Below are 24140 nucleotides of genomic sequence, written 5' to 3' on the forward strand. Positions count from 1 at the left end.
ACTCAGATCCCAGGTGACGGCGGCGGTGCGTCACGCTAGGCGATGCGCCTCTACAACGCTCAGGAGACAGCAATGAACAACAGCGACCTGGCCGACAAGATCGCGGCCGAGCACGGGACCTCGAAAGCCGACGCCCGCAAAATCGTCGACGCGGTTTTCGCCGCGATCGCCGATGCGGCCGCTGGCGGCAGCGAGATTGCACTGAACGGCTTCGGCAAGTTCAAGGTGAAGGATAGCCCTGCGCGCGAAGGCCGCAATCCGGCGACGGGCGAAACGATCAAGATCGCGGCGTCCAAGAAGCTGACGTTCAGCCCCGCGAAAGCGGTCAAGGATAAGCTGAACGGCTGATCTCAACGGAGCGCGCGCCATGTGCGCGCGCTCCGCCAATGATGATTGCGTGGGCTGAATAACCCGTTTGCGAGAGTTGATCCCGTGCGCTGCTTCATTGTTCGATCTTCCGGGGCCGCCTATCGTGCCGGACATACTGAGCCCTTCGGAGGGGGTGGATGCAGGTACTGACAGGTTTAGGAATGGCTGCCGCCCTTGTCGCTTCGGCGGACACGGGTTCGGCCGACAAGGCCGATCTCGCCGCTGTCCTCGCGCAATGGGATAGACACGAGCATCCCGACCTTAGAGGCGTCGTCGTGCTGCGCGACGGGCAGTCGGTCGCTGAACGCTATTACAATGGTGCGACGCCGGAGGAGCTTCACGATGTTCGCTCCGCCGGAAAAAGCGTGACGGCGCTGGTCCTCGGCATCGCAATCGATGACGGGGCGGTTCGCTCGGTGAACGACACGGTGTCACAATACTGGTCTGCCGCTGAGGGGAGCGCCATCGGGGCCGCGTCTTTGGCCGACGTGCTGACGATGCGGTCGGGCTTGGCTGCCTTCGACGAAGACCCTGCCTCGCCCGGAAATGAGGATCGGATGGATGCCGCGCCCGATCCATTAGCTTTTGTCCTAGCTGTTCCGCAGGCCGACCCTCCGGGTTCGCGATATCGCTATAATTCCGTGACCGCCTACACGGCCGGCGTCGTCGTCACCGAGGCGATGGGCGCCAAAATGAGCGCGTTCGCCGATCTCCACCTGTTTTCGCCGTTAGGCGTCGCGCGCTGGCGATGGGATGATGACGCGGCGGGCGTCACGAAAGGGCAGGGCAATCTCTGGCTCACGACGCGTGGTCTGGCGTCGATCGGCGAGATGGTGCGTAACGGCGGGCGGTCAGGAAATAGCCAGGTCGTAAGCGAGCGATGGATAGCCGAGATGTTGGCGCCAAAGGTGAACATCGCGGCGGACGATCCTTACGCCGATAGCTATGGTTATTTCTGGTACGGCAAAACCTATCGGATCGCCGACACTGACATTGCCGTTTCGTTCGCATCAGGGAACGGGGGCAACAAGATCTACGTCGTCCCGTCCTGTCGTCTCGTGACAGCGGTCACGTCCTCCGCCTATGGCCGAGGCTATGGCCAGAGGCGATCGGAGGCGATCCTGAAATCCGTCCTTGACGCAGAAGTCGCAGCAGGTGGCTGCCAGGGTTGAGTAATGCGGATGATGACAAGCGCCGTCATCGACTGCGTCCGTGCATTTGCGTGAGAATAACGGGGATAACGGCCTGAGCCGCCTCGTCTGATCTTCGCTGTCGACCCGTCGCGCGTCGCGACGGCCGACGGACGAGGCTCATGAATAATCGTGCCAAAGGCGCCCAAGCCAGCCGGCTTCCTGCCCCGGTGGAACGCGCATGAAGCCGCGCCACCACGTGTATCTCGACGACGAACTCACCGCCGAGCTCGATCGGCTCGCGCGTGGACCGGGGACGTCAAAATCCGCCATCGTCGCCGGCGCGCTGCGCGAGCATTTCCGCCGCCGCGGAATGCGCGAGATCGACGAGCTGCTGAAGCCGCGCCTCGACCGGATGGCGGCCGATCAGCGGCGTCTCGCCCGCGATATGAACGTGCTGCTGGAAAGCGTCTCGCTCTTCCTCAGCTTCCAGTTCAGCCTTACCGCGCAGATTCCCGAGCCGGATGCGGCCGCCCGCGCGATCGGGCGCGAACGATTCCAGAAATTCATCGATCAGGTCGGACGGCGGATCGCCGGGACTGAGACGAGCGACATGCTGACCGTCCAGGAGGACGCGGCGTGACCGGCGCCAACCCCGTCACCTTCGGTCGACGCCGCGCCATGCTGCGCACGGCGATGGGGCCGGCGATCGCCGAAGCACTGGCCGATCCCGTGGTCATCGAGATCATGGTCAATCCGGATGGTGCGTTGCGGCTGGATCGGCTGGGTGAAGGCCGCACCGACACCGGCGTGAGAATGACGCCGCAGGACGTTGAACGGATTGTCCGTCTCGTCGCCGATCATGTCCGGGCGGAGGTCCATCCGAACGCGCCCATCGTCTCGGCCGAACTTCCGACGTCGCCCGACGGGAGCGGCGGCGAACGGTTCGAAGGCCTTCTCCCTCCGATCGCCACGGCGCCCTGCTTCGCCATCCGCAAGCCCGCCGTGAAGGTCCATCGCCTCATCGACTATATCGCGGACGGGATGCTCGCGCCGGTTCAAGCCGACGTCCTTCGACGTGCGGTCGTGGATCGCAAGAACATCCTGATCGCCGGCGGCACCTCGTCCGGAAAGACGACATTCGCGAACGCGCTGCTCGCCGAAATGGCCGGGCTCGACGAACGGATCATCCTCATCGAGGACACCCGCGAGCTGCAATGCGCGGCGGTGGACACCGTCCCGCTGCGAACACGGCCCGGCGTGGTCGGCATGGCCGAACTCGTGCGCTCGACCCTTCGCCTTCGGCCCGACCGGATCGTGGTCGGGGAGGTGCGGGGCGCCGAGGCGCTCGACATGCTCAAGGCCTGGAATACCGGCCATCCGGGCGGGATCGCCACGCTGCACGCCAACTCGGCGCACGCCGCGCTTTACCGGCTCGAACAGCTCGTCGCCGAAGGCGTCGTCACCGTGCCGCGCCGCCTGATCGCCGAAGCGATCGATCTCGTCGTCTTCATCCGCGGTCGCGGGGTCGGGCGGCGGATCGAGACCGTCGCCGAGGTGTCGGGCCTCGACAGCGACGGCGCCTACGCCGTGACCGACCTCAATCCCCCTCAGCTCAAAGCCCTTCTCAGAGGAGAACTCCCATGACGCCTACCGTGAATCCGCGCCTGTCCGCCTCGGTCGTCCTGGCCGGGGTCCTGATCCCGGTCGTCGCTCTCGCGGCAGGCTCCGGCATGCCCTGGGAAGAACCGCTCCAGAAGGTGCTGGAGTCGGTTCAGGGGCCGGTCGCCAAGATCGTCGCGGTTCTGATCATCATCACGACCGGGCTCGCCCTGGCGTTCGGAGAAACCTCGGGCGGTTTCCGCAAGCTGATCCAGATCGTGTTCGGCCTGTCGATCGCCTTCGCTGCGTCGAGCTTCTTCCTGTCCTTCTTCTCCTTCGGCGGCGGAGCGCTCATCGCATGAACGTCGAGGGCTTCGAGGTTCCGCTGCATCGCGCGCTGACCGAACCGATCCTGCTCGGCGGCGCGCCGCGCGGCGTGGCGATCCTCAACGGGACGCTGGCCGCCGCGATCGGGCTCGGTCTCCAACAGTGGGTCGCCGGCCTCATCATCTGGCTCGTCGGACACAGCCTCGCGGTCTTCGCCGCCAAGCGGGACCCGGACTTCGCCGCCGTCGGCGTCCGCCACCTTCGGCAGAAGGGATGGTGGTCATGCTGAACCTGAAAGAATACCGTCGCACCGCCGACCTTCTCGCCGATCATCTGCCCTGGGCGGCCCTGGTCGCGCCCGGCGTGGTCCTCAACAAGGATGGGGCGTTCCAGCGCACCTTGCGCTTTCGAGGTCCCGATCTCGAATCCGCGACGGAGGCCGAACTGGTTTCGGTCTGTGCGCGGGCGAACAACGCCTTGCGCCGGCTTGGCTCGGGCTGGGCGCTGTTCTTCGATGCGGTGCGCGCCGAAGCGCTCGGTTATCCTGACAGCGCCTTTCCCGATGCGGCGTCCTGGCTGGTGGATGAGGAGCGGCGGGCGCATTTCGACGGACGGCGCGGGCAGCATTTCGAGAGCCGCTATCACCTTACGCTCTGCTACTTGCCGCCCGCCGATCAGGTCAATCGCGCGGAGCGCGCGCTTCTGGAGCGGGACACCCCGGACGTCGGTCGCGATTGGCGTCAGGAACTGCGGGCATTCGTCGCCGAAACCGATCGCGTCCTAGACCTTCTCTCCGGTTTCATGCCCGTGGTGCGCGGCCTGGACGATGCGGAGACGCTGTCATTTCTTCACGCGACGATCTCGACGCGGCGCCATCTGGTCGCCGCTCCGTCGACGCCGATGCATCTGGACGGTCTTATCGTCGACACCCCGCTGTCGGGCGGCATCGAGCCGATGCTGGGCGACGAGCATCTGCGGACCGTCACGATCCTGGGCTTTCCCAACGCGACCCGTCCCGGTCTGCTCGACGCGCTCAATCATCAGGACTTCGCCTATCGCTGGGCGACCCGCTTCATCTGTCTCGACAAGACGGAGGCGAACAAGACGCTGACCAAGATCCGGCGCCAATGGTTCAACAAGCGCAAGTCGATCGCGCAGTTGATGCGCGAGGTGATGACCAACGAGCCGGTCCCGCTGACCGACACCGACGCCGACAACAAGGTGGTCGATGCGGACCTCGCCTTGCAGGCGCTCGGCGGCGACCATGTCGCCTTCGGCTATCTGACCACGACGGTCACCGTGTCCGACGTCGATCGCGGTGCCGCCGAAGAAAAGGTCCGCGTCGTCGAGCGGATCGTCAACGGGCTCGGCTTCACCTGCATCCGCGAGTCCGTCAATGCCGTCGAAGCCTGGCTCGGAAGCCTCCCCGGCCATGTCTACGCCAACGTCCGTCAGCCGCTTGTCCACACGCTGAACCTCGCCCACCTCATGCCGTTATCGGCGGTCTGGTCCGGTCCCGTTCGAAACGTCCATCTCGACGGCCCGCCGCTTCTCTATGCGGAGACGAGCGGGGCGACGCCGTTCAGGCTGTCGCCCCATGTCGGCGACGTCGGCCACATGCTCATCGTCGGACCGACCGGCGCGGGCAAGTCGGTGCTGTTGGCGCTGCTCGCCCTACAGTTTCGCCGCTACGCCGGATCGCAGATCTATATCTTCGACAAGGGGCTGTCGGCGCGGGCGGCGACGCTGGCGATGGGCGGCGACCATATCGCGCTCGGGGAGGGGGACGCGCTGGCGTTCCAGCCGCTCCGCGACATCGACGACGACGCCGAACGCGCGTGGGCCGCCGACTGGATCGCCGAACTTCTCAGCCATGAGAAGCTGATCATGACGCCGGAGCTGAAGGAGATGCTCTGGTCGGCGTTGACGAGCCTTTCCAGCGCGCCGTCCGAGGAGCGCACCCTGACCGGGTTGTCCGTCCTGCTGCAATCCCAGGCGCTGAAATCCGCGCTCGCGCCGTGGACGCTGGAAGGTCCGTTCGGACGACTGCTCGACGCCGCCGAAAACCGGCTGACGCTCACCGACGTGCTGTGTTTCGAGACCGAAACCCTGATGGACACGCCCAGCCTTGTCCTGCCCGTGCTGAGTTATCTCTTCCATCGCCTGGAAGCCCGGTTCGACGGTCGTCCGACCCTGCTCATCCTCGACGAAGCCTGGGTCTATCTCGATAATCCGACTTTCGCCCAACGCATCCGCGAATGGCTGAAGACGCTCCGAAAGAAGAACGTCAGCGTCGTCTTCGCCACGCAGTCGCTGGCGGACATCGCCGACAGCAGCATTGCGCCGGCCATCATCGAAAGCTGCCCGCAACGCATCTTCCTTGCGAACGACCGGGCCGTCGAGCCGCAGTCCCGCGCCGCCTATGAACGCTTCGGCCTGAACGAGCGTCAGGTGGAACTCATCGCCCGGGCGACGCCCAAGCGGCACTACTATCTCCAGTCGCGCGGCGGAAACCGGCTGTTCGAACTTGCACTCGGCCCGGTCGCGCTCGCGCTTTGCGGCGCGTCCGACCCCGCGACGCAAGCCTTGATCGACGACCTCCTGAAAGCACCGGGGCCCGACGCTTTCGGCGCGGCCTTCCTGCGCGAGCGCGGCCTTGCCTGGGCCGCCGACCTCCTCAGCGATTTTCCCGGCGCGGCTGAAGCCGCGCCATTCAACTAGCAGAAGGAGCCGACCTCATGAATTCCCGCATCCTCATCGCCGCCGTTCTGGCCTCGACCGTCGCCGCCGGCGGCGCGCTCGCGCCCGTTTCGCCGGCCCACGCCCAACTCAAGGTCTTCGACGTCACCAACTACAGCCAGAACGTCCTGACGGCCGCGCGCACCCTCCAGCAGATCAACAACCAGATCACGGCGCTCCAGAACCAAGCGACCATGTTGCAGAACCAGGCGCGCCAGCTTCAGCGTCTGGACTTCTCCTCGCTAGACCAGCTCACGCGCTCCATCGAGCGCATCGACGGCCTGATGGCTCGCGCCGAAGGCATCGCCTTCGACGTCGCCGCCACTGATGCGGCGCTGCGCGAACAGTTTCCGCAGACATTCGATCGAAGCCTCAGCACCGACCAGATCGTCCAGCGCGCGCGCGCCCGGCTCCAGTCGTCCTTGCAGGGCTATCGTCAGGCGATGCGCGTTCAGGCCCAGGTCGTCGAGAACGTCCGGGCCGACGGCGCCTTGCTCACCGATCTCGTCGCGCAAAGCCAGGTCGCCACCGGCGGCTTGCAGGCGCAGCAGGCCGGCAATCAACTGATGGCGCTCGTCGCCCGTCAGCAGCTTCAGCTTCAGTCGATGATGGCGGCGCAGTATCGCGCCGACGCCATCGAACAGGCGCGCCAGCGACAGGTCATGGAAGCGGCCCACGAGCGGACCCGGCGGTTCATCGGAACCCGCCCCGCCTATACGCCGCAATAGGCCGCGCACGATGGACCCGGCCCCGGACCTCAACATCATCGACCGCTTCCTGGCGGCCTTCTCGCAATACATCGACAGCGGGTTCGGCCTGCTCGGCGGCGACGTCGCCTTTCTCACCACTATCCTGATCGGGCTCGACATCACGCTGGCCGGTCTGTGGTGGGCGATGGACGCGGACAAGGATGTCCTGGGCCGGTTCCTGAAGAAGATTCTCTATGTCGGAATCTTCGCCTTCATTCTCGGCAACTTCCAACAGCTCGGCGAGATCGTCTTCCGCAGTTTCGCCGGCCTCGGCCTCACCGCGGGCGGGGGCACGATCGGCCCCGACGACCTGCTGAAGCCGGGCAAGCTCGCTTCCGTAGGCTTCGACGCCGCCAAGCCGATGCTGACGGCTATCAAGGACATGCTCGGCTTCCCCGCCTTCTTCGGCAACGCCCTGTCAATCCTCGTGCTGTTCGTCGCCTGGCTGGTGGTGGTGCTGGCCTTCTTCATCCTCGCGATCCAGCTCTTCCTCACGATCATCGAGTTCAAGCTGACGACGCTGGCGGGTTTCGTGCTCGTGCCGTTCGCCCTGTTCAACAAGACGAGTTTTCTCGCCGAGCGGGTGCTCGGCAACGTCGTCTCGTCGGGCCTCAAGGTCATGGTGCTGGCCGTCATCGTCGGCATCGGCGGCGGCTTCTTTGAAATGTTTCTCTCCGCCGGGATGGGCGAGCCGGACGTGGCTTCGGCGATGACGCTTGTTCTCGCCGCTCTTTCGCTGCTCGGTCTCGCCATCTTCGGACCGGGCGTCGCCTCCGGCCTCGTGTCCGGCGCGCCGCAACTCGGGGCGGGTGCCGCGGTCGGCACGGTCGCGGGCGCGGCTCTTCTCGGAGCCGGCGGCGCCGCGCTCGGCGCACGGGCGCTCGGCGCTGCGGCGTCCGGCGGCATGGCGAGCCTGCGCGCGGGAACGGCGATGGGCTCGGCGGCTCGCGCCTCTTACCAACTCGGTCAGAACGCCGCCGGAAAGTCCACCATCGGAGCCGGCGCGTCAGGCGTCGCTCGCGCCGCGGCGGGAGCGATGAAGAAGGGAGCCCGGAACGCCGGATCGCGCCTTTCGCAGCCGTTTCGCGAGAGCGCTCAGAAGGGACAGGACGCGGCGTGGAACGCGATGAACAGCACGCGGCCCGCTGGCTCCGCCCCCGCTGCAGCCGTCCCAGGCGGGAGCGCCGGCGCTCATGCCGACGCTTCCAGCGCTCCGGCCTGGGCGCAGCGCATGCGCAGCGAACAGGCGTCCCGTCACCGAAGGCACATGATCGCGCAGGCCGTGAAGGACGGCGACCGTCCGGGCGCGCCCGCCAATCCCGACATCAGCCAGAAGGACGACTAGCATGAAATTCAAGCGCCCCATCCAACGCTATGGCCGGACCCCTCAGCCGGAAACGCCCTACCAACGGGCCGGTCAGATGTGGGACGACCGGATCGGCTCCGCTCGCGTTCAGGCCCGCAACTGGAGGCTGATGGCCTTCGGCTGCATGATGATCAGCGGCGGTCTCGCGGCCGGCAATGTCTGGCAGTCGACCCAGAGCCGCGTGGCGCCCTATGTGGTCGAGGTCGATCGGCTGGGCGAGGCGCGATCGGTCGCGCCCGCTATCCAGAACTATCGTCCGACCGACGGCCAGATCATCTGGCACCTCGCGCGCTTCGTCGCCAACGTCCGTTCCGTCTCGACCGACCCCGTGCTGGTCAAACAGAACTGGTTAGAGGCGTACGACTTCGCCACGGACCGTGGAGCGCGGTTTCTCAATGAATACGCCCGCACCAACGACCCGTTCGCCATGATCGGCGAGCGCAGCGTGTCGGTGCAGGTCACTAGCGTCGTGCGCGCATCGGATTCGTCGTTCCAGGTGAAATGGGTCGAGCAGACCTATGAGCGGGGCAGCCTCGCCAGGACCGAGCGCTGGACGGCGATCCTGACGACGGTCTTTCGCACCCCGAAGACGGCCGACGCGCTTCGCAAGAACCCTCTTGGTCTGTTCGTCAACGCGATCGACTGGTCCCGCGAACTCGACACGACCGCGCCGACGCAGCCGCCGGTCGGAGCGGCGCCGCCTCTCGTTCCAGCCATCACCGCCATCGAAGGAGATACGCCGTGATCCGTTTACCGCTTGCCGGGGTCTCCGCCCTGGCGCTCGCCGCGTGCGCAGGGAAGACCCCGCCGCCCGCCATCGCCTACGACCCCGTCGACTTCCAGCCCGCCGTCGTCGCGGCGGAACCGCCGACCCCGGTCGAGATCGTAGAAACCCCGGTTCCGTTGCCGCTGCCGGGCCAACTCCAGCCTGCGCCTTCCGCGCGCCGCGAGACCGGCTCGCCCACGGCCAGCGTCGAGGCCGCAAACCGCGCCGCGACGCAGGAGCCGTCACGCTCGGGCTACGTCAACGCCGTGCAGGTCTACCCCTGGACCGATGGGGCGCTCTACCGGCTCTACGCCGCGCCGGAACGAGTCAGCGACATTGCGCTTCAGCAGGGCGAGGAACTGATCGCGGTCTCGGCCGGCGATACAGTGCGTTGGGTCATAGGCGATACGGTGAGCGGAGCCGGCGACCATCGGCGGGTGCATGTCCTGGTCAAGCCGTTCGCGGCAGGGCTGCACACCAACATGGTCATCACCACGACGCGTCGCGCCTATCACCTCGCGCTCGAAAGCACCGATGCGACCGCGATGGCGGCGATCTCCTGGACCTATCCGCAGGACCGGTTGCTGGCGCTGCAAAGGGGAAATGACGCAGCGGCGGCGGCGCAGACCGTCGCGCTCGCCGTCGCCGTCGAGAACCTGCGCTTCCGCTATGCGATTACCGGGGATGCGCCGCCGTGGCGGCCGCTCCGCGCCTGGGACGACGGGGCGAAGGTCTATATCGAGTTTCCGGCCCGGCTCGATCAGGGGGAGGCGCCGCCGTTGTTCGTCGTCGGCCCGCTCGGCGACGCCCAACTCGTGAACTACCGGGTCAGCGGACACCATTACATCGTCGACCGGCTGTTCGCCGCGGCGGAACTGCGCATGGGCGAAGCGCCGCAGCGGGTCGTGCGGATCACCCGGACCGATGGCGATCAGCGGCGGGGCCGGAGGGCGTCGCAATGATCGACGAGCCCGACACGCCCCGCGAGACCCCGCCGCGCGAGGGTGCTCCCAAGTCGTCCCCCGACGCCTTTACCCTGCGCGCCGCGCCGCGCCGCATCGTCCGGTTCAAGCGCAGCGTCGTCATCGGCGGCGCCGCGGCCGGGGCGGCGGCGATCGCCGGCGTCGCCTGGCTCGCGCTGGGGCCAGCGACGCTCCGGGTCGCAGAGCCTGCCGACGAGCCGGTCGTGACGGATCGCCACGCAACCGCCGACGCCGTCGCGGATCTCCCCGGCGACTACGGCTCCGTACCGCAACTGGGGCCTCCGCTTCCGGGCGACCTCGGACGGGCGATCCTGGATGAAGAGCGCGGAGGAGACGGCGCTTCCCTCGATGCAGGAGCGCCGCCGCCGTCAGCGGAGGAACAGGCGCTTGAGGCGGAACGCCAGCGTCAGGCGACGCAGGCGGGTCAGGCGCGCGAGTCCGGCGTGATGGTGCGGCTCCCGCGTCAGGCACCCGCCACGGCCGAAGTCGCCCAGACGGGGACGGCCACGGCGGTCGCGCCCGCCGGGGCAGGGGAGGGACAGCCTGGCATCGATCCCCAACGCGATCCGAACGGCCAGCAGCGCAAGATCGATTTCGTGGCGCAAGGGCCGTCCTCGACGATCAACCCACATCGCATTCAGGAGCCGGCTTCGCCGTATCAGGTCATGGCCGGCAGCGTCATCGCGGCCAGCCTGATGACGGGTCTGCGCTCCGATCTTCCTGGCTTCGTCACCGCCCAGGTCTCGGAGAACGTCTACGACTCCGCGACGGGGCGCATCCTGCTTATCCCGCAAGGCGCGCGGCTGGTAGGCAGCTATGACAGCGTCGTGGCCTTTGGTCAGAGCCGGGCGCTCCTGGTCTGGCAGCGCATCATCCTGCCTGACGGCGCTTCGATCCAACTCGACAACCTCCCTGCGACGGATGCTGCGGGCTACGCCGGGCTCGCCGACAAGGTGGATTTCCACACATGGCGGCTCCTCAAGGGCGTCGCGCTTTCCACCCTGCTCGGGGTCGGAACGGAGCTGACCGTCGACGGCGAGAGCGACCTCGTCCGGGCCGTCCGCGAGTCGACGCAGCAGTCCAGCAGCCAGGCCGGACAACAGATCGTCACCCGGAATCTCGACGTCCAACCCACCATCACCATTCGCCCCGGATTTCCGCTGCGCGTGATCGTCCACAAGGATCTCGTGCTGCGTCCGTGGGACCGCTGAGAGGAGAGACCCCATGCTGAAGCTGGGCAAACTGCCTGATCGGACGCCGATCAAGCTCACCGTCACCGTCACGCCGGACCTTCATCGGTCGCTGTCCGACTACGCCGCCGTCTATCGCGAGGCCTATGACGATAAAGCCGAGATCGCGGACCTTGTCCCGGCGATGCTCGAGGCCTTCCTCGCCGGCGACAGGGAGTTCGCCAAGGCGCTGAAGGCGAAGGGAGGCTGAGATGGGCGTCATAGGAAAGTTCAAGCCGACCAAGCAGGGCGGCTGGGAAGGCCGCATCGAAACCCTTCTCATCGACCGGAAAATCCGGTTCGTTCCAAACGACGACCGCCGAAACGACAACTCGCCGGACTATGTCGTCATGCTCGGCTGGTCGCGCGTCGGCGAGGCCTGGAAGGCGACGTCGCGGGGAGAGAATCCGCGAGACTATCTCCGCGTTCGGTTGAACGACCCCTGGTCGGAGCCGAAGCGTGCGACCCTGTTTCCAGCGCCGGACGGCGCCACCGCCGAGCTTGCCTGGAGCCGCCAGCATCGGATGCGGGATTGGGGCGATGAACCCTGACCGCCGATCTGTGTCGTCCGTTCCGGAGAAAGACGTTCGTCCGTCGCGGCGCGGCGGCCACTTTTCCGCGGATCTCGCGCGTGACGCGCAAGCGCACTTCCAGAAGCAGTCGATAGGGGAAGTTTCTGAAGTCGAGGCGCGGGCGATGCTCGCCGATCTGACGGACTTCTTTCGTATCCTCATCGAATGGGATTCGAAGCGTAGAGCAAAGCCTGGACGGTCTATTCCAAATTCACGCAAGAAGGAGTGATGAGGCGGATCTTGCCTTGGTGTCGCGTTGGAATAAAATTCCATATGTAATTGAAATATATAGCAACATTCGCAATTTTGCGAGTTATTTGCTTGATTGGTTCTCCCGGCTCGCTAGGATTCTGCGTCCGGCGTTGTCGATGCTCTTTTCTGGATTGAGCCGTTGCCGCGCCGTTATCGCCTTTGCTCGGCGACCTTAGCGGGAGACAGATATGGCCAGTCGGAAAGTCGCGCGTTCTGCACCAGTTATCGAGATAAGACGGGCTGTTATGTATGCTCGTGTTTCATCGAAGGAGCAGGATCGGGAAGGATTTTCCATCCCGGCTCAAACCAAGCTGATGAAAGACTACGCCGATGCCAACGATATTCAGGTGGCGCGGGAATTTGTCGACGTTGAAACCGCCAAGAAGAGCGGGCGCACCAGCTTCAACGAAATGCTGCAATACGTCCGCCGGCACCCTACAGTTCGGACGCTTCTGGTCGAAAAGACCGACAGACTCTATCGCAATCTCAAGGACTGGGTGACGGTCGACGACCTCGACATCGAAATTCATTTCGTAAAAGAGGGCGTCGTCCTCTCGCAGGACTCCCGCTCTTCCGAAAAGTTCATGCACGGCATCAAGGTGCTGATGGCGAAAAACTATATCGACAATCTGTCGGAAGAAACCCGAAAGGGCATGTTGGAGAAGGCCGAACAGGGCCTGTGGCCGACAGTCGCACCGATCGGCTACCTGAACGTCGAAGGTCCCAACGGTAAGAAGATCATCACCATCGATCCGGCGCTCGGTCCGCTCGTTCAGCGCCTATATGAGTGGTATTCTACAGGCCAGTACTCGCTAAAGGAGGTCTCCAAGAAGGCTCGGCAGGCTGGCTTGACCTACCGGAAGAGTGGCGCTCCCATAGGCGTAAGCACGGTCCATACGATCCTGCGGAACCGAATTTATACCGGCGCCTTCGAATGGCTGGACAAGGTCTATCAGGGCTCCCACGCGCCGTTGGTTTCCGAGGACCTTTGGGGCGCGGTCCAGGATGTCCTGGATGGGCGCAAGGCGGCCAACATTCGCGCCAGCGTAAACGACTTTCCGTTCACCGGCATGATGACGTGCGGTCATTGTGGTTGCGCGATGGTCGGTGAGATCAAAAAGCAGCGATACATTTATTACCACTGCACGGGCTTCAAAGGAAAATGCGGCGAGCCGTATGTCCGCGAGGAGGTCCTGGAGCAGCGATTCGCCGGCCTGTTGCGGCAATTGCGATTCGATGATGCTGCTTTTGAACTGATCCAACGCGCCTTGCGCGAAAGTCTTCAGGATGAAACCCGGGAGCGTAGGGCGGCAATCGAGCGGCTCCGCGGCGAGGCCGATCGGCTGCAGGCCCGCATCGAGCGGATGTACGAAGACAAACTCGACGGGGTGGTCTCCGACGACTTCTATCGCCGGATGCAAATCGTGTGGCGCGAGGAGCGGGATCGTTGCCTGAAGGACATTGAGCGGCACCATAGCGCTGATGACGAGTATATCGATAACGGGATTGCGCTGATCCGTCTCGGACGGGAAGCGCACGATCTCTTCGAGCAGGCCTCCGCTTCAGAGAAGCGAAGGGTCCTGAATCTCGTACTTTCGAACTGCTCGTGGGCTCATGGAGAGCTTACAGCAAAATTCCGCCAACCATTTGATTTGTTGTCGGAAACTATCGCCCAGTCTACCTTCTCAAAGAAGGAGAAAACGGGCGATTTGCCCGAAAATGAGAAATGGCTCCGCGGGTAGGATTCGAACCTACGACCAGCCGATTAACAGTCGGCTGCTCTACCACTGAGCTACCGCGGAACATCCCCTCGGGGGAGGCCGGCGTATAGCAGCGCCTTTTCGATTCATGCAACGGGTAAAAGGCAGAAATCGCCAAATTTTTTCGCAAAGCCCTGCGCTACAAGGCTCCGCATGACTCCAATCCATGTGAACGACCCTGAGGACCCACGCATCGCCGCCTTTCGCGATGTGAGGGAGCGCGATCTGACCGGTCGGCAGGGGCTTTTCATCGCTGAGGGCGAGGTGGTGTTGCGCGTGCTGGCGTCCGAGGCCTCGCTCTGCACGCCGGCGTCCGTTCTGATCGCTGAGAAGCGCCTGGAGAACCTGCGAGAACTGCTGGAGCGTCTGCCGGACGACGTGCCGGTTCATGTGGCGTCGCAGGCCGTCTTGAACGCCGTGGCGGGCTTTGACCTGCATCGCGGCATTCTCGCCCTGGGGCGCAAGCCTGAGCCCGTCGAACCGGGCGCTCTGCTGGACAGTCTGCCGAAGCGGGCCGTGGCGGTCGTGGCGTGTGGCATCGGCAATCACGACAATATGGGCGGGCTGTTCCGCAACGCCGCCGCCTTTGGAGCTGGAGCGGTGCTGCTGGATCAGACCTGCTGCGATCCCTTTTATCGCAAGGCGATCAGGGTCTCGGTCGGCGCCGTGCTGCGGACGCCCATGGCGACGGGCCTGGACGCTGAAGCCATGATCGAGCTGTTGCGGGGCAGGGGCTTTGAGGTGCTGGCGCTGACGCCGGCGGCGGAACAGACGTTGGCGGAGCTGAAGCCGGGGAGGCGCACGGCGCTCCTGTTGGGCAGCGAAGGGCCGGGGCTGCCGCGAGAGATCATCGCACGCTGTCGTCCGGTCGGCATCCGGATGGCGGGCGGATTCGATTCGCTGAACGTCGCCACGACCAGCGCTGTCGCCCTGCATCATCTGACGACGGCGGGAGCGGGGTAGATCAGAAACAAGAAAGCCGCCCCGGAGGGCGGCTTTCTCGATGTTCATCGCGATGGAGGCCTGACCGGGAATCGAACCCGGGTGCAAGGATTTGCAGTCCTCTGCGTCACCACTCCGCCATCAGGCCGTGACCTCGTATTTCAGAGGCCCCGCCATCGCGAGGGCCGTCAGCTATCAGATCGGATTGTCCGCTGCAACGCACGGACCTATAAGCGCGTCACATTTCTTCGCCTAAGCCGACCTGAAGGACTTCGGATTATGGATTTCGCCGCCGCCCGCAAGGTGATGCTGGACTCGCAGGTCCGCGTGAACGACGTCACCGACCGCCAACTGCACGCCGCCATCGGCGCTGTGGAGCGCGAGCGATTCTGCGCTGCCGCCCGCGCCTTCTCGGCCTACGCCGATGTCGAGCCGGAAATCACAGGCGACCGCCGTCTGATGCTGCCGCGCGACGTGGCCAAGCTGCTGCAGGGGCTGGACGCCCGCGCTGGCGAAAAGGCGCTGGCGATCGCTGGGCCGTACGCCGCCGCTGTCCTGGCGCACATGGGCCTGTCGGTGACGGCCCAGGAATCGGACGCGGCCGTATTCGACGTGGTCGGCGCCGCCCTGGCTGAGGCTGGGGTCGAGACCGTTGTGGCGCCGTTGAGCCAGCCGCAGGGCGAAGGCTACGATCTGATCATCAGCGAAGGCGCGGTCATCGCTCGCCCCGAATCGTGGATTGCAGCTCTGCGTCAGGGCGGCCGCCTTGCCGTGGTGGAGCGCGATGGCGCCAGCGGCGCGGCGGTCCTTTATGTGCGCGGTCGTGAAGGCGTCTCGCGACGCGAGCTGTTCGACGCTGCGCCGGAGTTGCTGGCGGAAATGGTCCCGGCGCCGGCGTTTGCGCTTTAAGGCCATTCGCGGCGACGGAAGGGGCGTCGCTCTGCGTGAAAAAAACTTAACTGGCGTCGGGCGGGCCTAGCCTCCAACTACGCGGATACAAGGCACTACAGGCGCGCCGGATGGGGGCGTCAGGCAGGGACAGGTTCATGTTGAAACGCTCGCGCGCGCTCGCTTCGGTCGCACTGGTCGCATTGACGATGGGGGCGACGCCGGTCTTCGCCGAGTCGTTGCAGGAAGCCATCGGTCTGGCCTACCGCACCAACCCGACCCTGTTGGCGCAACGGGCGAATCAAAGGGCTCTGGATGAGAGCATCGTCCAGGCGCGCGCTGGCCTGCGCCCGACCGTCAACGCGTCGGCGGGTGTCGATTACAGCCGGACGCGCACCGATCGTGTGACGACGACGATCCCGGGCCAGACCTTCCCGATCGACACCAATGGCGATGGCGTGCCTGACGCCACCGGCACGTTGCCGGGCAACAGCAGCACCAGCGGCGGCACGATCGAAAGCGACGGCGCCAGCGCCAGCGTCAGCCTGACGCAGAACATCTGGACGGCCGGACGCGTGTCGCACGGCATTTCTGCGGCCGAGGCCAATGTCCTGGCCGGTCGCGAGAACCTGCGTCAGGTCGAGCAGCAGGTCATGGTGACGGTCATTCAGGCCTACGCCGATGTCACCCGCGATCTGGAAGTCCTGCGCATCCGCCAGGAGAACCTGAAGGTGTTGCGCCGCCAACTGGACGAATCGAACGCTCGATTCGAGGTCGGCGAGATCACCCGCACCGACGTCGCCCAGTCCGAAGCCCGTCTGGCGCAGTCCGAATCCGATCTGGCCGGCGCTCAGGCGCAACTGTCGGTGTCGCGCGCGGCTTACGCCGCCGTGGTGGGGCAGGCGCCGTCCAACCTGCAGACTCTGCCGACGCTGCCTGGCCTGCCGACTGATTTCGACAGCGCCATGGACGTCGGCCTTGCCGAGAATCCCGGCGTGCTGTCGGCCGTTCACGCACAGCGCGCGGCCGAGGCCAATGTGGCGGCCGCGCGGGCGGAATATCTGCCTTCGGCGCGTCTGAACGCCTCCTACGGCGGGACGGCCAACGACTTGTCGGGCTTTGACCTCGGAGATCGCACCAGCTTTACGGCCGGCGCCACCGTCTCGGTGCCCTTGTTCACGGGCGGCTTGAACCGTTCGCGCGTCGCCCAGGCTCTGGAGCGGGCCAACGCCGCCCAGATCAACGTCGAGGGCGAGCGTCGCACGGTTCTGCAATCGGTCAGTTCGGCCTATGCCCAGAGCACTTCGGCGCGTTCCAGCGTTCAGGCGGGCGAACAGGCGGTGCGCGCCGCTTCGGTCGCCGCCGAGGGCGTGCGCCAGGAAGCGCAAGTCGGCCTGCGCACCACCCTGGACGTGCTGAACCAGGAGCTCGAACTGCGAAGCGCAGAAGTCGCCCTGACCAGCGCTCGTCGCAATGAGTATGTGGCTCAGGCCCAGCTTCTGGCGGCTATGGGCCGACTGGGCGGTCCCAACCTGGATCCGACGATCGAGGCCTATGATCCGTCCGACAACTATCGTGCGGTGCGTAATCGCGGCGCCCTGCCGTGGGATGGCGTGATCGAGGCCATCGACCGCGTGGCCGCTCCGGCGACGACGCCCGCCGTCGACGTCGAAGACGCCCCGGTCGACCGCCAGATGAAGGGCGAAGTCGTTCGCACTGCTCCCCAGGGCTGAAGACTGAACGACAAAACGTCCGTTGATTCCGACGGGCGTTGATGCGACGACAGGATTCAAGGGGGAGGCGAGTCTAACAACTCGGTCCCCATCGTCGCCTGCCTAGTCCGCATCGGTTGGCGAATGTCCCCGTTCGAGCGCCCAGGTTGAGGTTCCGACATGACCGAACAAGCCGCCCAGGAACCGACGATGGAAGAGATTCTGGCGTCGATCCGCCGGATTATCTCTGAAGACGACGCTCCGGCCGAAACCGCTCCCGCAGCGGAAACGGATCCTGAGCCCGCGCCGGAGCCAGAACCCGTCGTTGCTGCACCTGAGCCCGTGCCGGCGGAAGACGAAGTGCTGGAACTGACCGAGCCGTATGAGGCGCCGGCTGCTGAAGCCATCGGCGATCTGGACGTTGCGGACGCCGCGCCGTTCCCGATCGAGCCCACGCCGGCTGCGCCGCAGCCTGTAGTCGATGCGGCAAAGGTCGAGGCCCTGGTCGGTGAAACGGCCGCCGCCAGCGCCGCCTCGGCCTTCGCAGGACTGGCCGCCAGCTTCCAGAAGCCTGAACCTGCGCCTGTGGCGTCGGCTGCCGACATGAACTTCATGAGCGGCAATACGGTCGAGGCCATGGTCCGTGAGATGCTGCGCCCGATGCTGAAGGACTGGCTGGACGCCAATCTGCCGACCATCGTCGAGGCGCAGGTCCGCAAGGAAGTCGAACGCATCGCCCGCAACGCAGGCTGATCGCTTCCAAATCTCGCTGAGTTTACGACGCCCCTCAGTCCGCTGTGGGGCGTTCGTTTTTCCAGTCGAACAGGGCTTCCAGCAGGCGCACGGCCTGACCGCGCTCGCTAGCCAGCTCGGGATCGCGGCCCAACAGCAGGCGTGCATCGTCGGCCGCCGCCAGCAGCAGCGAGCGATGGCGGATCGGGTCTGCGAAGCGATAGGCCGGGAAGCCGCTCTGCTTCAGGCCCAGCGGGTCGCCGCCGCCACGCAAGCGGAAGTCTTCCTCGGCGATGACGAAGCCGTCCTCAGTGCGGCGCAGGGTCTCCAGCCGCTCCTTCGCCGTTTCGCCCAGCGCGCCGTCCTCGCCGCCGTACAGCAGGATGCAGGAACTGGCCTTGGCGCCGCGTCCCACACGCCCGCGCAACTGGTGAAGCTGGGCCAGACCGAAGCGATCGGCGTGTTCGATCACCATGATGGAGGCGTTGGGCACGTCGACGCCGACCTCGACCACGGTCGTGGCGACCAGAACGGGCAGGCGGCCCTGCGCGAACTCGGCCATCACGGCTTCGCGCTCGGCGCCCGGCATCTGGCCGTGGGCCAGGCCGACCTCGGTTCCCAGGTATTTGCGCAGGTCATTCGCCCGATCCTCGGCGGCGGCCAGGTCGATGGCTTCAGATTCGGCCACCAGAGGGCAGATCCAATAGGCTTGCGCGCCGGCCTCGACCGCCGCCTTCAGCCGCTTCGCCACCTCGCTGATGCGCGCCAGCGGCAGGACGGCCGTGGTCACGGGCGTGCGGCCGGGCGGCTTCTCCATCAGACGGCTGACCTCCAGTTCGCCGTACTGCGTCAGTTCCAACGTGCGCGGGATCGGCGTCGCCGACATGGTCAGCAGATGGACGCCGCCCAGAGCGGAATCCCCCTTGGCCTGTAGTCGTTGGCGCTCACGCACGCCGAAGCGATGCTGCTCATCGATGACGGCCAGGGCCAGACGGTCGAATTGCACCGCATCCTGGAACAGGGCGTGCGTGCCGATGGCGACCTGGGCGTCGCCCGAGGCCAGAGCAGCCAGTTTGCCACGCCGCTCAGCCGCCGTGTCGCGTCCGGTCAGAAGCAGGCTGGACACGCCCGCCTGATCCAGTAGGGGCGACAGCTTGTCATAATGCTGGCGCGCCAGGATCTCGGTCGGCGCCATCAAGGCGGCCTGGAAGCCGCTGGAGGCCGCATCGGCCAGCGCCAGCGCCGCGACGGCGGTCTTGCCCGAGCCGACATCGCCTTGAAGCAGCCGGCCCATCTGTTCGCCGGACGCCAGATCGGCGCGGATTTCCGCGACTGCCTGTTCCTGCGCGCCGGTCAGGGTGAAGGGCAGGGCGCCCAGCAGTCGGGCAGAGGCCTCGCCGGGCGTGATGCGGGCGGCCGGAGTGATCTGGCGCGCGCGGCGACGGCGCGCCAGGGCCAGTTGGTGGGCGAACAGTTCGTCATAGGCCAGACGCTGGCGCACCGGCGTGTCGGGCGCGAGGTCCGATTCGTTCGCGGGGGCGTGCAACGCCTCCAGAGCCACGCGCCAACCGACCCAGCGCCGCGCCGCCAGCCAGTTCGGCTCCTGCCATTCCGGCAGTTCGGGCGCGAGGGCCAGCGCGCCCTGCGCCAGCTTGCGGATCTGGCGCGAGGTCAGCCCCTGCGTCGCCGGATAGACAGGCTCGGACAACGGAATTTCATCCGCCTTTTCGACGGGCAGGATGTAGTCCGGATGGGCGATCTGGACTTCGCTGTTGAAGCGCTCGACCTTGCCCGTCACCAAGCGGCGCGACCCGCGCGGGGCCAGGCTCTCGATATGACGCGGCGAACCAGCGAACCAGATCAGGTGAATGTAGCCCGTGTCATCGATGGCGCGCACCTTGATGGGGGCGCCGTGTTTGTGCGGGGGGATCAGACGGTCGATCGTCACCTCGAAGACGCCGATCTCGCCGTCGACGGCCTCCATCGCCGTGGTGCGCCGACGTTGGATCACGCCGCTGGGCGACAGGAACAGCACGTCGCGCACCAGCGGACCCGCCACCTTCTGCACCAGAGGGGCGCTGCGCGGCCCCACGCCTTTCAGCGTGGTGACGTCCGCGAACAGGGGAAAGAGAATCTCGGGCCTCATCATTGGACAGCATAGCTGGCGAAGCGGCGTCTGGAACGCTATCTGATCGGCCTCTTACCGAAGTGAACGGACAGGCAAGGAAACCGCGTGGCCGATATCGACGCACGTCCCGAGGACGCCCTGAATTCTGACGACCGCAAGACGCGCCTGGGCCGCATCGCCTTTCGCGCCTGGCGCCGGGGCTTCCGCGAGGCGGACATGGTGCTGGGCCCGTTCGCCGATCAGGTTGCGCCGACGCTGAACGACGATGAACTGACCGAGTTCGAGCGTTTGCTGGATGAAGAGGACCAGTACCTCTACGCTTGGATCATCGAGCGTGAACCAACCCCGCCCGAGTTCGAAGGGCCCATGTTGGCTCGTATCCGCACCTTCATGCGCGAACATGTTGCGGCCGAAGTGGCCAAGGGCATCGGTTGATGGACGCGGCGCTGGCGCGGATCGACGCGGAACTGGGCGGCGCGCCGGAGGGGCTGGACGCCCTGATCGTCGCCGAGCGGATCAAGACCCAGGGCGGCGTCACCCTGTTCGTCGCGCGTGACTATCAGCGCACAGGAAACTTCATCCAGGCATTCCGTTTCTTCGCCAAGGATGTTGAAGTTCTTGAGTATTCGTCATGGGACTGTCTGCCCTATGACCGGTTGAGCCCGACGGCCTCGGTCGCGGCGCAGCGTATGGCGACGCTGACGCGGCTGGCCGCGCGTGATCCGTCGGAACGGACGCCGCTGCTGGTGGTGGCCACGGTTGCGGCCGCCGCCCAGCGCACGCCGCCGCGTAGCGCCGTGACCGGCGCCGGGTTCGCGGCCAAGGTCGGCGCCGATCTCGATACGGGCGCTCTTGAGCGCTACGTCGCGGCTAACGGCTATGTGCGCGCCTCGACCGTGTCGGAGCGAGGCGAATACGCCATTCGAGGCGGGGTGATCGACGTCTTCCCGCCGGGATTCGAGGAGCCGGTGCGCCTCGACATGTTCGGCTCCGAGCTGGAATCGATCCGCGCCTTCGATCCTGAGACCCAGCGCTCGACGCGTCAGTTGAAGGCTGTCTCTCTATCGCCGGTGTCCGAAGTGCTGATGGATGCAGATTCCATCTCGCGTTTCCGCAGCGGCTATCTGAATCTGTTCGGCGCGCCGGGTGATGAACCCATGTACGCCGCCGTCAGCGAGGGCGCACGCCGTCAGGGCGTCGAACACTGGCTGCCGTTGTTCTACGACCGACTGGATACGCTGTTCGACTACCTGCCGGACACGGCGCCGGTCTTCCTGGACAGTCAGGCGGAGCAAGCGCGCGGCGAGCGCTGGAACCTGACCGTCGACGCCTATGAGGCGCGCAAGGAGGCGGCGCGCGGCAAGGGCGGGGCGGCCTATCGCGCCCTGCCGCCCGCGCGGCTCTATCTGGAAGACGGCGACTGGAATAGCGCCCTGGCCGGTCGCGCCGTGCGCCGCCTGTCGCCGCTGGCCGCCGGTTCGGGCGAGGATGCGGGCGGCCGCCTGGGCCGCAGCTTCGCCGCCGAGCGATCGCAGGACAGCGTCAACCTGTTCGCCGCCGTGGCGCAGCACGCCGAGGCGCTGAAGGAGCAAGGCAAGCGCGTCCTGTTCGCCTCATGGTCCGAAGGCTCGGCCGAGCGTCTGGCCGCCATGCTGGGCGATCACGGCCTGACGCACGTCGTGGCGGTGCGCGACTGGGCCGATGTGCAGGGCGCGCCCGACGGCATCTATCTACGCGCGGTGCTGCCGGTCGAGCATGGCTTCGCCACCGACAATCTGGCCGTCATTTCCGAGACCGACATTCTGGGCGACCGGCTGGCGCGGCCCAAGCGCAAGCGGCGGGCGTCCAACTTCCTGGCCGAAGCCTCGGCCCTGACGGCGGGCGATCTGGTCGTTCACCTGGATCACGGCATCGGCCGCTATGAGGGTCTGCGGACGCTGGAGATTCAAGAGGCGCCGCACGACTGTCTCGAACTCCTCTATGCCGGTGAGAGCAAGCTCTACCTGCCGGTTGAAAACATTGACCTTCTGACCCGCTACGGTACGGACGCAGAGGGGGTTCAGCTGGACCGACTGGGCGGCGCGGGCTGGCAGGCGCGCAAGGCCAAGGCCAAAGAGCGCCTGCGCGCCATGGCCGAGGGGCTGATCGCCCTGGCCGCCAAGCGGGCGCTGCGCGTGTCTGACGCCATCGTGCCGCCCGCGGGCCTGTTCGACGAGTTCTGCGCCCGCTTCCCCTATGAGGAAACGGACGATCAGCTGAACGCCATCGGCGACGTGCTGGAAGACCTCGGCAAGGGCACGCCGATGGATCGCTTGATCTGCGGCGATGTCGGCTTCGGCAAGACGGAAGTCGCCCTGCGCGCCGCCTTCGTCGTGGCCATGACAGGCCAACAGGTCGCCATCGTCTGCCCGACGACCCTGCTGGCGCGTCAGCACTTCAAGACCTTCTCGGAACGCTTCGCCGGTTGGCCGATCAAGGTGCGCCACCTGTCGCGGATGGTCACGGCCAAGGATGCAAACGAAACCCGCGCGGGCCTGAAGGACGGCAGTTTCGAGATCGTCGTGGGCACCCACGCGGTGCTGGCCGATCAGGTCGGCTTCAAGGACTTAGGCCTCGTCATCGTGGACGAGGAACAGCACTTCGGCGTCAAGCACAAGGAGAAGCTGAAGTCCCTGCGGGCCGATGTTCACCTGCTGACCCTGACGGCCACGCCCATCCCGCGCACCCTGCAGATGGCGCTGTCGGGCATCCGCGAGATGTCGATCATCGCCACCCCGCCGGTCGATCGTCTGGCGGTGCGGACCTATGTCACGCCGTGGGATCCGGTGCTGGTGCGCGAGGCCTTGCTGCGCGAGAAGTATCGCGGCGGTCAGGCCTATTACGTCGCGCCGCGCCTGAAGGATCTGCCGGACATCGAGCGGTTCCTGCGCGAACAGGTGCCCGAAGTGAAGTTCGTCGTTGGCCACGGCCAGATGAGTCCGACCCAACTGGAAGCCGTCATGAGCGCCTTCTACGACGGCGAATATGACGTCTTGGTCTCGACCACCATCGTCGAGAGCGGCATCGACATTCCAACGGCCAACACGCTTGTCGTGCATCGCGCCGACATGTTCGGCCTGGCCCAGCTTCACCAGATCAGAGGCCGCATTGGCCGGTCCAAGGCGCGGGCCTTCGCCTATCTGACGACCGATCCGACCAAGCCGTTGAGCCTGTCGGCGGAGCGGCGTCTGCAGGTGCTGCAGTCGCTGGATAATCTGGGCGCGGGCTTCCAGTTGGCCAGCCACGATCTGGACCAGCGCGGCGGCGGCAACCTGCTGGGCGACGAACAGTCGGGCCATATCCGCGAGGTCGGCGTCGAACTGTATCAGCAGATGCTGGAAGACGCTGTCGCCGAACTGCGCGAGCAAGGCGAGGCGACGCCGGATCGCGGCTGGTCGCCCTCGATCAATGTCGGCGCGGCCGTTTTGATTCCAGAGGATTACGTCCCAGACCTGAACGTGCGTCTGAGCCTGTATCGTCGCCTGTCCGACGCCGAGAAGATGGAGGATCGCGAGGCCATGGCCGCCGAGCTGATCGACCGGTTCGGGCCGCTGCCGGATGAGGCGCAGCAGCTTCTGCGGATCGTCGGCATCAAGGCCAACTGCCGCACGGCCATGATCGAAAAGATCGACATCGGGCCCAAGGGCGCGGTGCTGACCCTGCGCAACAACACCTTCCCCAATCCGATGGGGCTGGTCGGCCTGATCCAGAAGAACCACGCCTTCTGGAAGATCCGCCCGGATCAGAAGATCGTGGTGAAGGGCGACTGGCCGACGCCGGAGGACCGCCTGAAGGTGGCCGAGCGCATCACCGCCGATCTGGCGCGGGTGGCGGGGGCGGCCTAGCCCCCGCACC

At 66.0% G+C, this 24140-nt stretch carries 23 protein-coding genes and 2 tRNA genes; 22 read left to right on the plus strand and 3 right to left on the minus strand.

The window, feature by feature from the left end; translation table 11 throughout:
* The first annotated feature begins 72 nt into the window (after nt 1-72).
* The 16 genes from AC3IPP_RS07845 (at nt 73) to AC3IPP_RS07920 (ending at nt 13826) form a co-directional block, all read left to right on the plus strand.
* Nucleotides 73-348 (plus strand): HU family DNA-binding protein, encoded by a 276-nt coding sequence (locus AC3IPP_RS07845; protein WP_003165149.1) that lies wholly within the window; start codon nt 73-75, stop codon nt 346-348.
* Between the two features lie 158 nt (nt 349-506).
* Complete coding sequence (locus tag AC3IPP_RS07850; RefSeq protein WP_232623933.1) at nt 507-1541, plus strand: serine hydrolase domain-containing protein; 1035 nt, start codon at nt 507-509, stop codon at nt 1539-1541.
* A 199-nt stretch (nt 1542-1740) separates the two neighbouring features.
* Nucleotides 1741-2142, plus strand: a complete 402-nt coding sequence (locus AC3IPP_RS07855) for a ribbon-helix-helix domain-containing protein (protein WP_003168647.1) — start codon at nt 1741-1743, stop codon at nt 2140-2142.
* A 38-nt stretch (nt 2143-2180) separates the two neighbouring features.
* Nucleotides 2181-3146 carry a P-type conjugative transfer ATPase TrbB gene (trbB, locus tag AC3IPP_RS07860; protein ID WP_003165146.1) on the plus strand — a complete coding sequence of 322 codons (966 nt, stop codon included), beginning with the start codon at nt 2181-2183 and terminating at the stop codon, nt 3144-3146.
* Nucleotides 3143-3463 carry a TrbC/VirB2 family type IV secretion system protein gene (locus AC3IPP_RS07865; RefSeq protein ID WP_003168646.1) on the plus strand — a complete coding sequence of 107 codons (321 nt, stop codon included), beginning with the start codon at nt 3143-3145 and terminating at the stop codon, nt 3461-3463. Before trbB ends, AC3IPP_RS07865 begins: the two co-directional genes overlap by 4 nt.
* Entirely contained in the window at nt 3460-3717 is a 258-nt protein-coding gene (locus AC3IPP_RS07870) for a VirB3 family type IV secretion system protein (protein ID WP_003165144.1), read from the plus strand. Before AC3IPP_RS07865 ends, AC3IPP_RS07870 begins: the two co-directional genes overlap by 4 nt.
* A complete protein-coding gene (gene trbE / locus AC3IPP_RS07875; RefSeq protein ID WP_003165143.1) occupies nt 3711-6149 on the plus strand; it encodes a conjugal transfer protein TrbE in 2439 nt (812 codons plus the stop codon). Before AC3IPP_RS07870 ends, trbE begins: the two co-directional genes overlap by 7 nt.
* Nucleotides 6150-6166: 17 nt before the next feature.
* Nucleotides 6167-6895: a P-type conjugative transfer protein TrbJ gene (gene trbJ, locus AC3IPP_RS07880; RefSeq protein ID WP_003165142.1), complete on the plus strand. Its 729-nt coding sequence runs from the start codon at nt 6167-6169 to the stop codon at nt 6893-6895.
* Between the two features lie 10 nt (nt 6896-6905).
* Nucleotides 6906-8261 carry a P-type conjugative transfer protein TrbL gene (gene trbL / locus AC3IPP_RS07885; RefSeq protein ID WP_076222609.1) on the plus strand — a complete coding sequence of 452 codons (1356 nt, stop codon included), beginning with the start codon at nt 6906-6908 and terminating at the stop codon, nt 8259-8261.
* A 1-nt stretch (nt 8262) separates the two neighbouring features.
* Complete coding sequence (gene trbF / locus AC3IPP_RS07890; protein ID WP_003163488.1) at nt 8263-9027, plus strand: conjugal transfer protein TrbF; 765 nt, start codon at nt 8263-8265, stop codon at nt 9025-9027.
* A complete protein-coding gene (gene trbG, locus AC3IPP_RS07895; RefSeq protein ID WP_003163487.1) occupies nt 9024-10010 on the plus strand; it encodes a P-type conjugative transfer protein TrbG in 987 nt (328 codons plus the stop codon). Before trbF ends, trbG begins: the two co-directional genes overlap by 4 nt.
* Entirely contained in the window at nt 10007-11242 is a 1236-nt protein-coding gene (locus tag AC3IPP_RS07900; protein WP_003169328.1) for a TraB/TrbI/VirB10 family type IV secretion system protein, read from the plus strand. The genes trbG and AC3IPP_RS07900 overlap by 4 nt, the downstream gene beginning before the upstream one ends.
* Before the next feature lie 13 nt (nt 11243-11255).
* Nucleotides 11256-11471: a DUF2274 domain-containing protein gene (locus AC3IPP_RS07905; protein WP_003165139.1), complete on the plus strand. Its 216-nt coding sequence runs from the start codon at nt 11256-11258 to the stop codon at nt 11469-11471.
* Nucleotide 11472: 1 nt separating this feature from the next.
* The gene (locus tag AC3IPP_RS07910; protein ID WP_003165138.1) at nt 11473-11811 is read left to right on the plus strand and encodes a DUF736 domain-containing protein; all 339 of its coding nucleotides are present in this window, start codon (nt 11473-11475) and stop codon (nt 11809-11811) included.
* Entirely contained in the window at nt 11801-12061 is a 261-nt protein-coding gene (locus tag AC3IPP_RS07915) for a hypothetical protein (protein ID WP_128116160.1), read from the plus strand. The genes AC3IPP_RS07910 and AC3IPP_RS07915 overlap by 11 nt, the downstream gene beginning before the upstream one ends.
* Before the next feature lie 211 nt (nt 12062-12272).
* Entirely contained in the window at nt 12273-13826 is a 1554-nt protein-coding gene (locus AC3IPP_RS07920) for a recombinase family protein (protein ID WP_223850731.1), read from the plus strand.
* Here AC3IPP_RS07920 and AC3IPP_RS07925 read toward each other — a convergent pair.
* Nucleotides 13812-13886, minus strand: a tRNA-Asn gene (locus tag AC3IPP_RS07925). The genes AC3IPP_RS07920 and AC3IPP_RS07925 overlap by 15 nt on opposite strands.
* A 111-nt stretch (nt 13887-13997) precedes the next feature.
* Between AC3IPP_RS07925 and AC3IPP_RS07930 the strand changes: the two genes are divergently transcribed.
* On the plus strand, nt 13998-14807 hold the full coding sequence (locus tag AC3IPP_RS07930) for a TrmH family RNA methyltransferase (protein WP_489150901.1): 810 nt from the start codon (nt 13998-14000) through the stop codon (nt 14805-14807).
* Between the two features lie 53 nt (nt 14808-14860).
* Here the strand turns inward: AC3IPP_RS07930 and AC3IPP_RS07935 are convergent.
* Nucleotides 14861-14934 (minus strand) — tRNA-Cys (locus AC3IPP_RS07935).
* Nucleotides 14935-15065: 131 nt separating this feature from the next.
* On the opposite strand from AC3IPP_RS07935, the gene AC3IPP_RS07940 reads away from it, so the two are divergent.
* The 3 genes from AC3IPP_RS07940 (at nt 15066) to AC3IPP_RS07950 (ending at nt 18139) form a co-directional block, all read left to right on the plus strand.
* Nucleotides 15066-15695, plus strand: coding sequence for a protein-L-isoaspartate O-methyltransferase family protein (locus AC3IPP_RS07940; RefSeq protein WP_489150902.1), 630 nt, complete (start codon nt 15066-15068; stop codon nt 15693-15695).
* Nucleotides 15696-15832: 137 nt separating this feature from the next.
* On the plus strand, nt 15833-17407 hold the full coding sequence (locus tag AC3IPP_RS07945) for a TolC family outer membrane protein (RefSeq protein WP_489150903.1): 1575 nt from the start codon (nt 15833-15835) through the stop codon (nt 17405-17407).
* Nucleotides 17408-17566: 159 nt separating this feature from the next.
* Nucleotides 17567-18139 carry a DUF2497 domain-containing protein gene (locus tag AC3IPP_RS07950; RefSeq protein WP_489150904.1) on the plus strand — a complete coding sequence of 191 codons (573 nt, stop codon included), beginning with the start codon at nt 17567-17569 and terminating at the stop codon, nt 18137-18139.
* Between the two features lie 34 nt (nt 18140-18173).
* On the opposite strand, the gene recG is transcribed toward AC3IPP_RS07950, so the two are convergent.
* Nucleotides 18174-20264 carry an ATP-dependent DNA helicase RecG gene (gene recG, locus AC3IPP_RS07955; RefSeq protein ID WP_489150905.1) on the minus strand — a complete coding sequence of 697 codons (2091 nt, stop codon included), beginning with the start codon at nt 20262-20264 and terminating at the stop codon, nt 18174-18176.
* A gap of 87 nt (nt 20265-20351) precedes the next feature.
* On the opposite strand from recG, the gene AC3IPP_RS07960 reads away from it, so the two are divergent.
* Nucleotides 20352-20681, plus strand: coding sequence for an FAD assembly factor SdhE (locus tag AC3IPP_RS07960; RefSeq protein ID WP_489150906.1), 330 nt, complete (start codon nt 20352-20354; stop codon nt 20679-20681).
* Nucleotides 20681-24130 (plus strand): transcription-repair coupling factor, encoded by a 3450-nt coding sequence (gene mfd, locus AC3IPP_RS07965; RefSeq protein WP_489150907.1) that lies wholly within the window; start codon nt 20681-20683, stop codon nt 24128-24130. Before AC3IPP_RS07960 ends, mfd begins: the two co-directional genes overlap by 1 nt.
* The last annotated feature ends 10 nt before the right edge of the window (nt 24131-24140 follow it).

The organism is Brevundimonas sp. KH_060, from assembly GCF_057838275.1.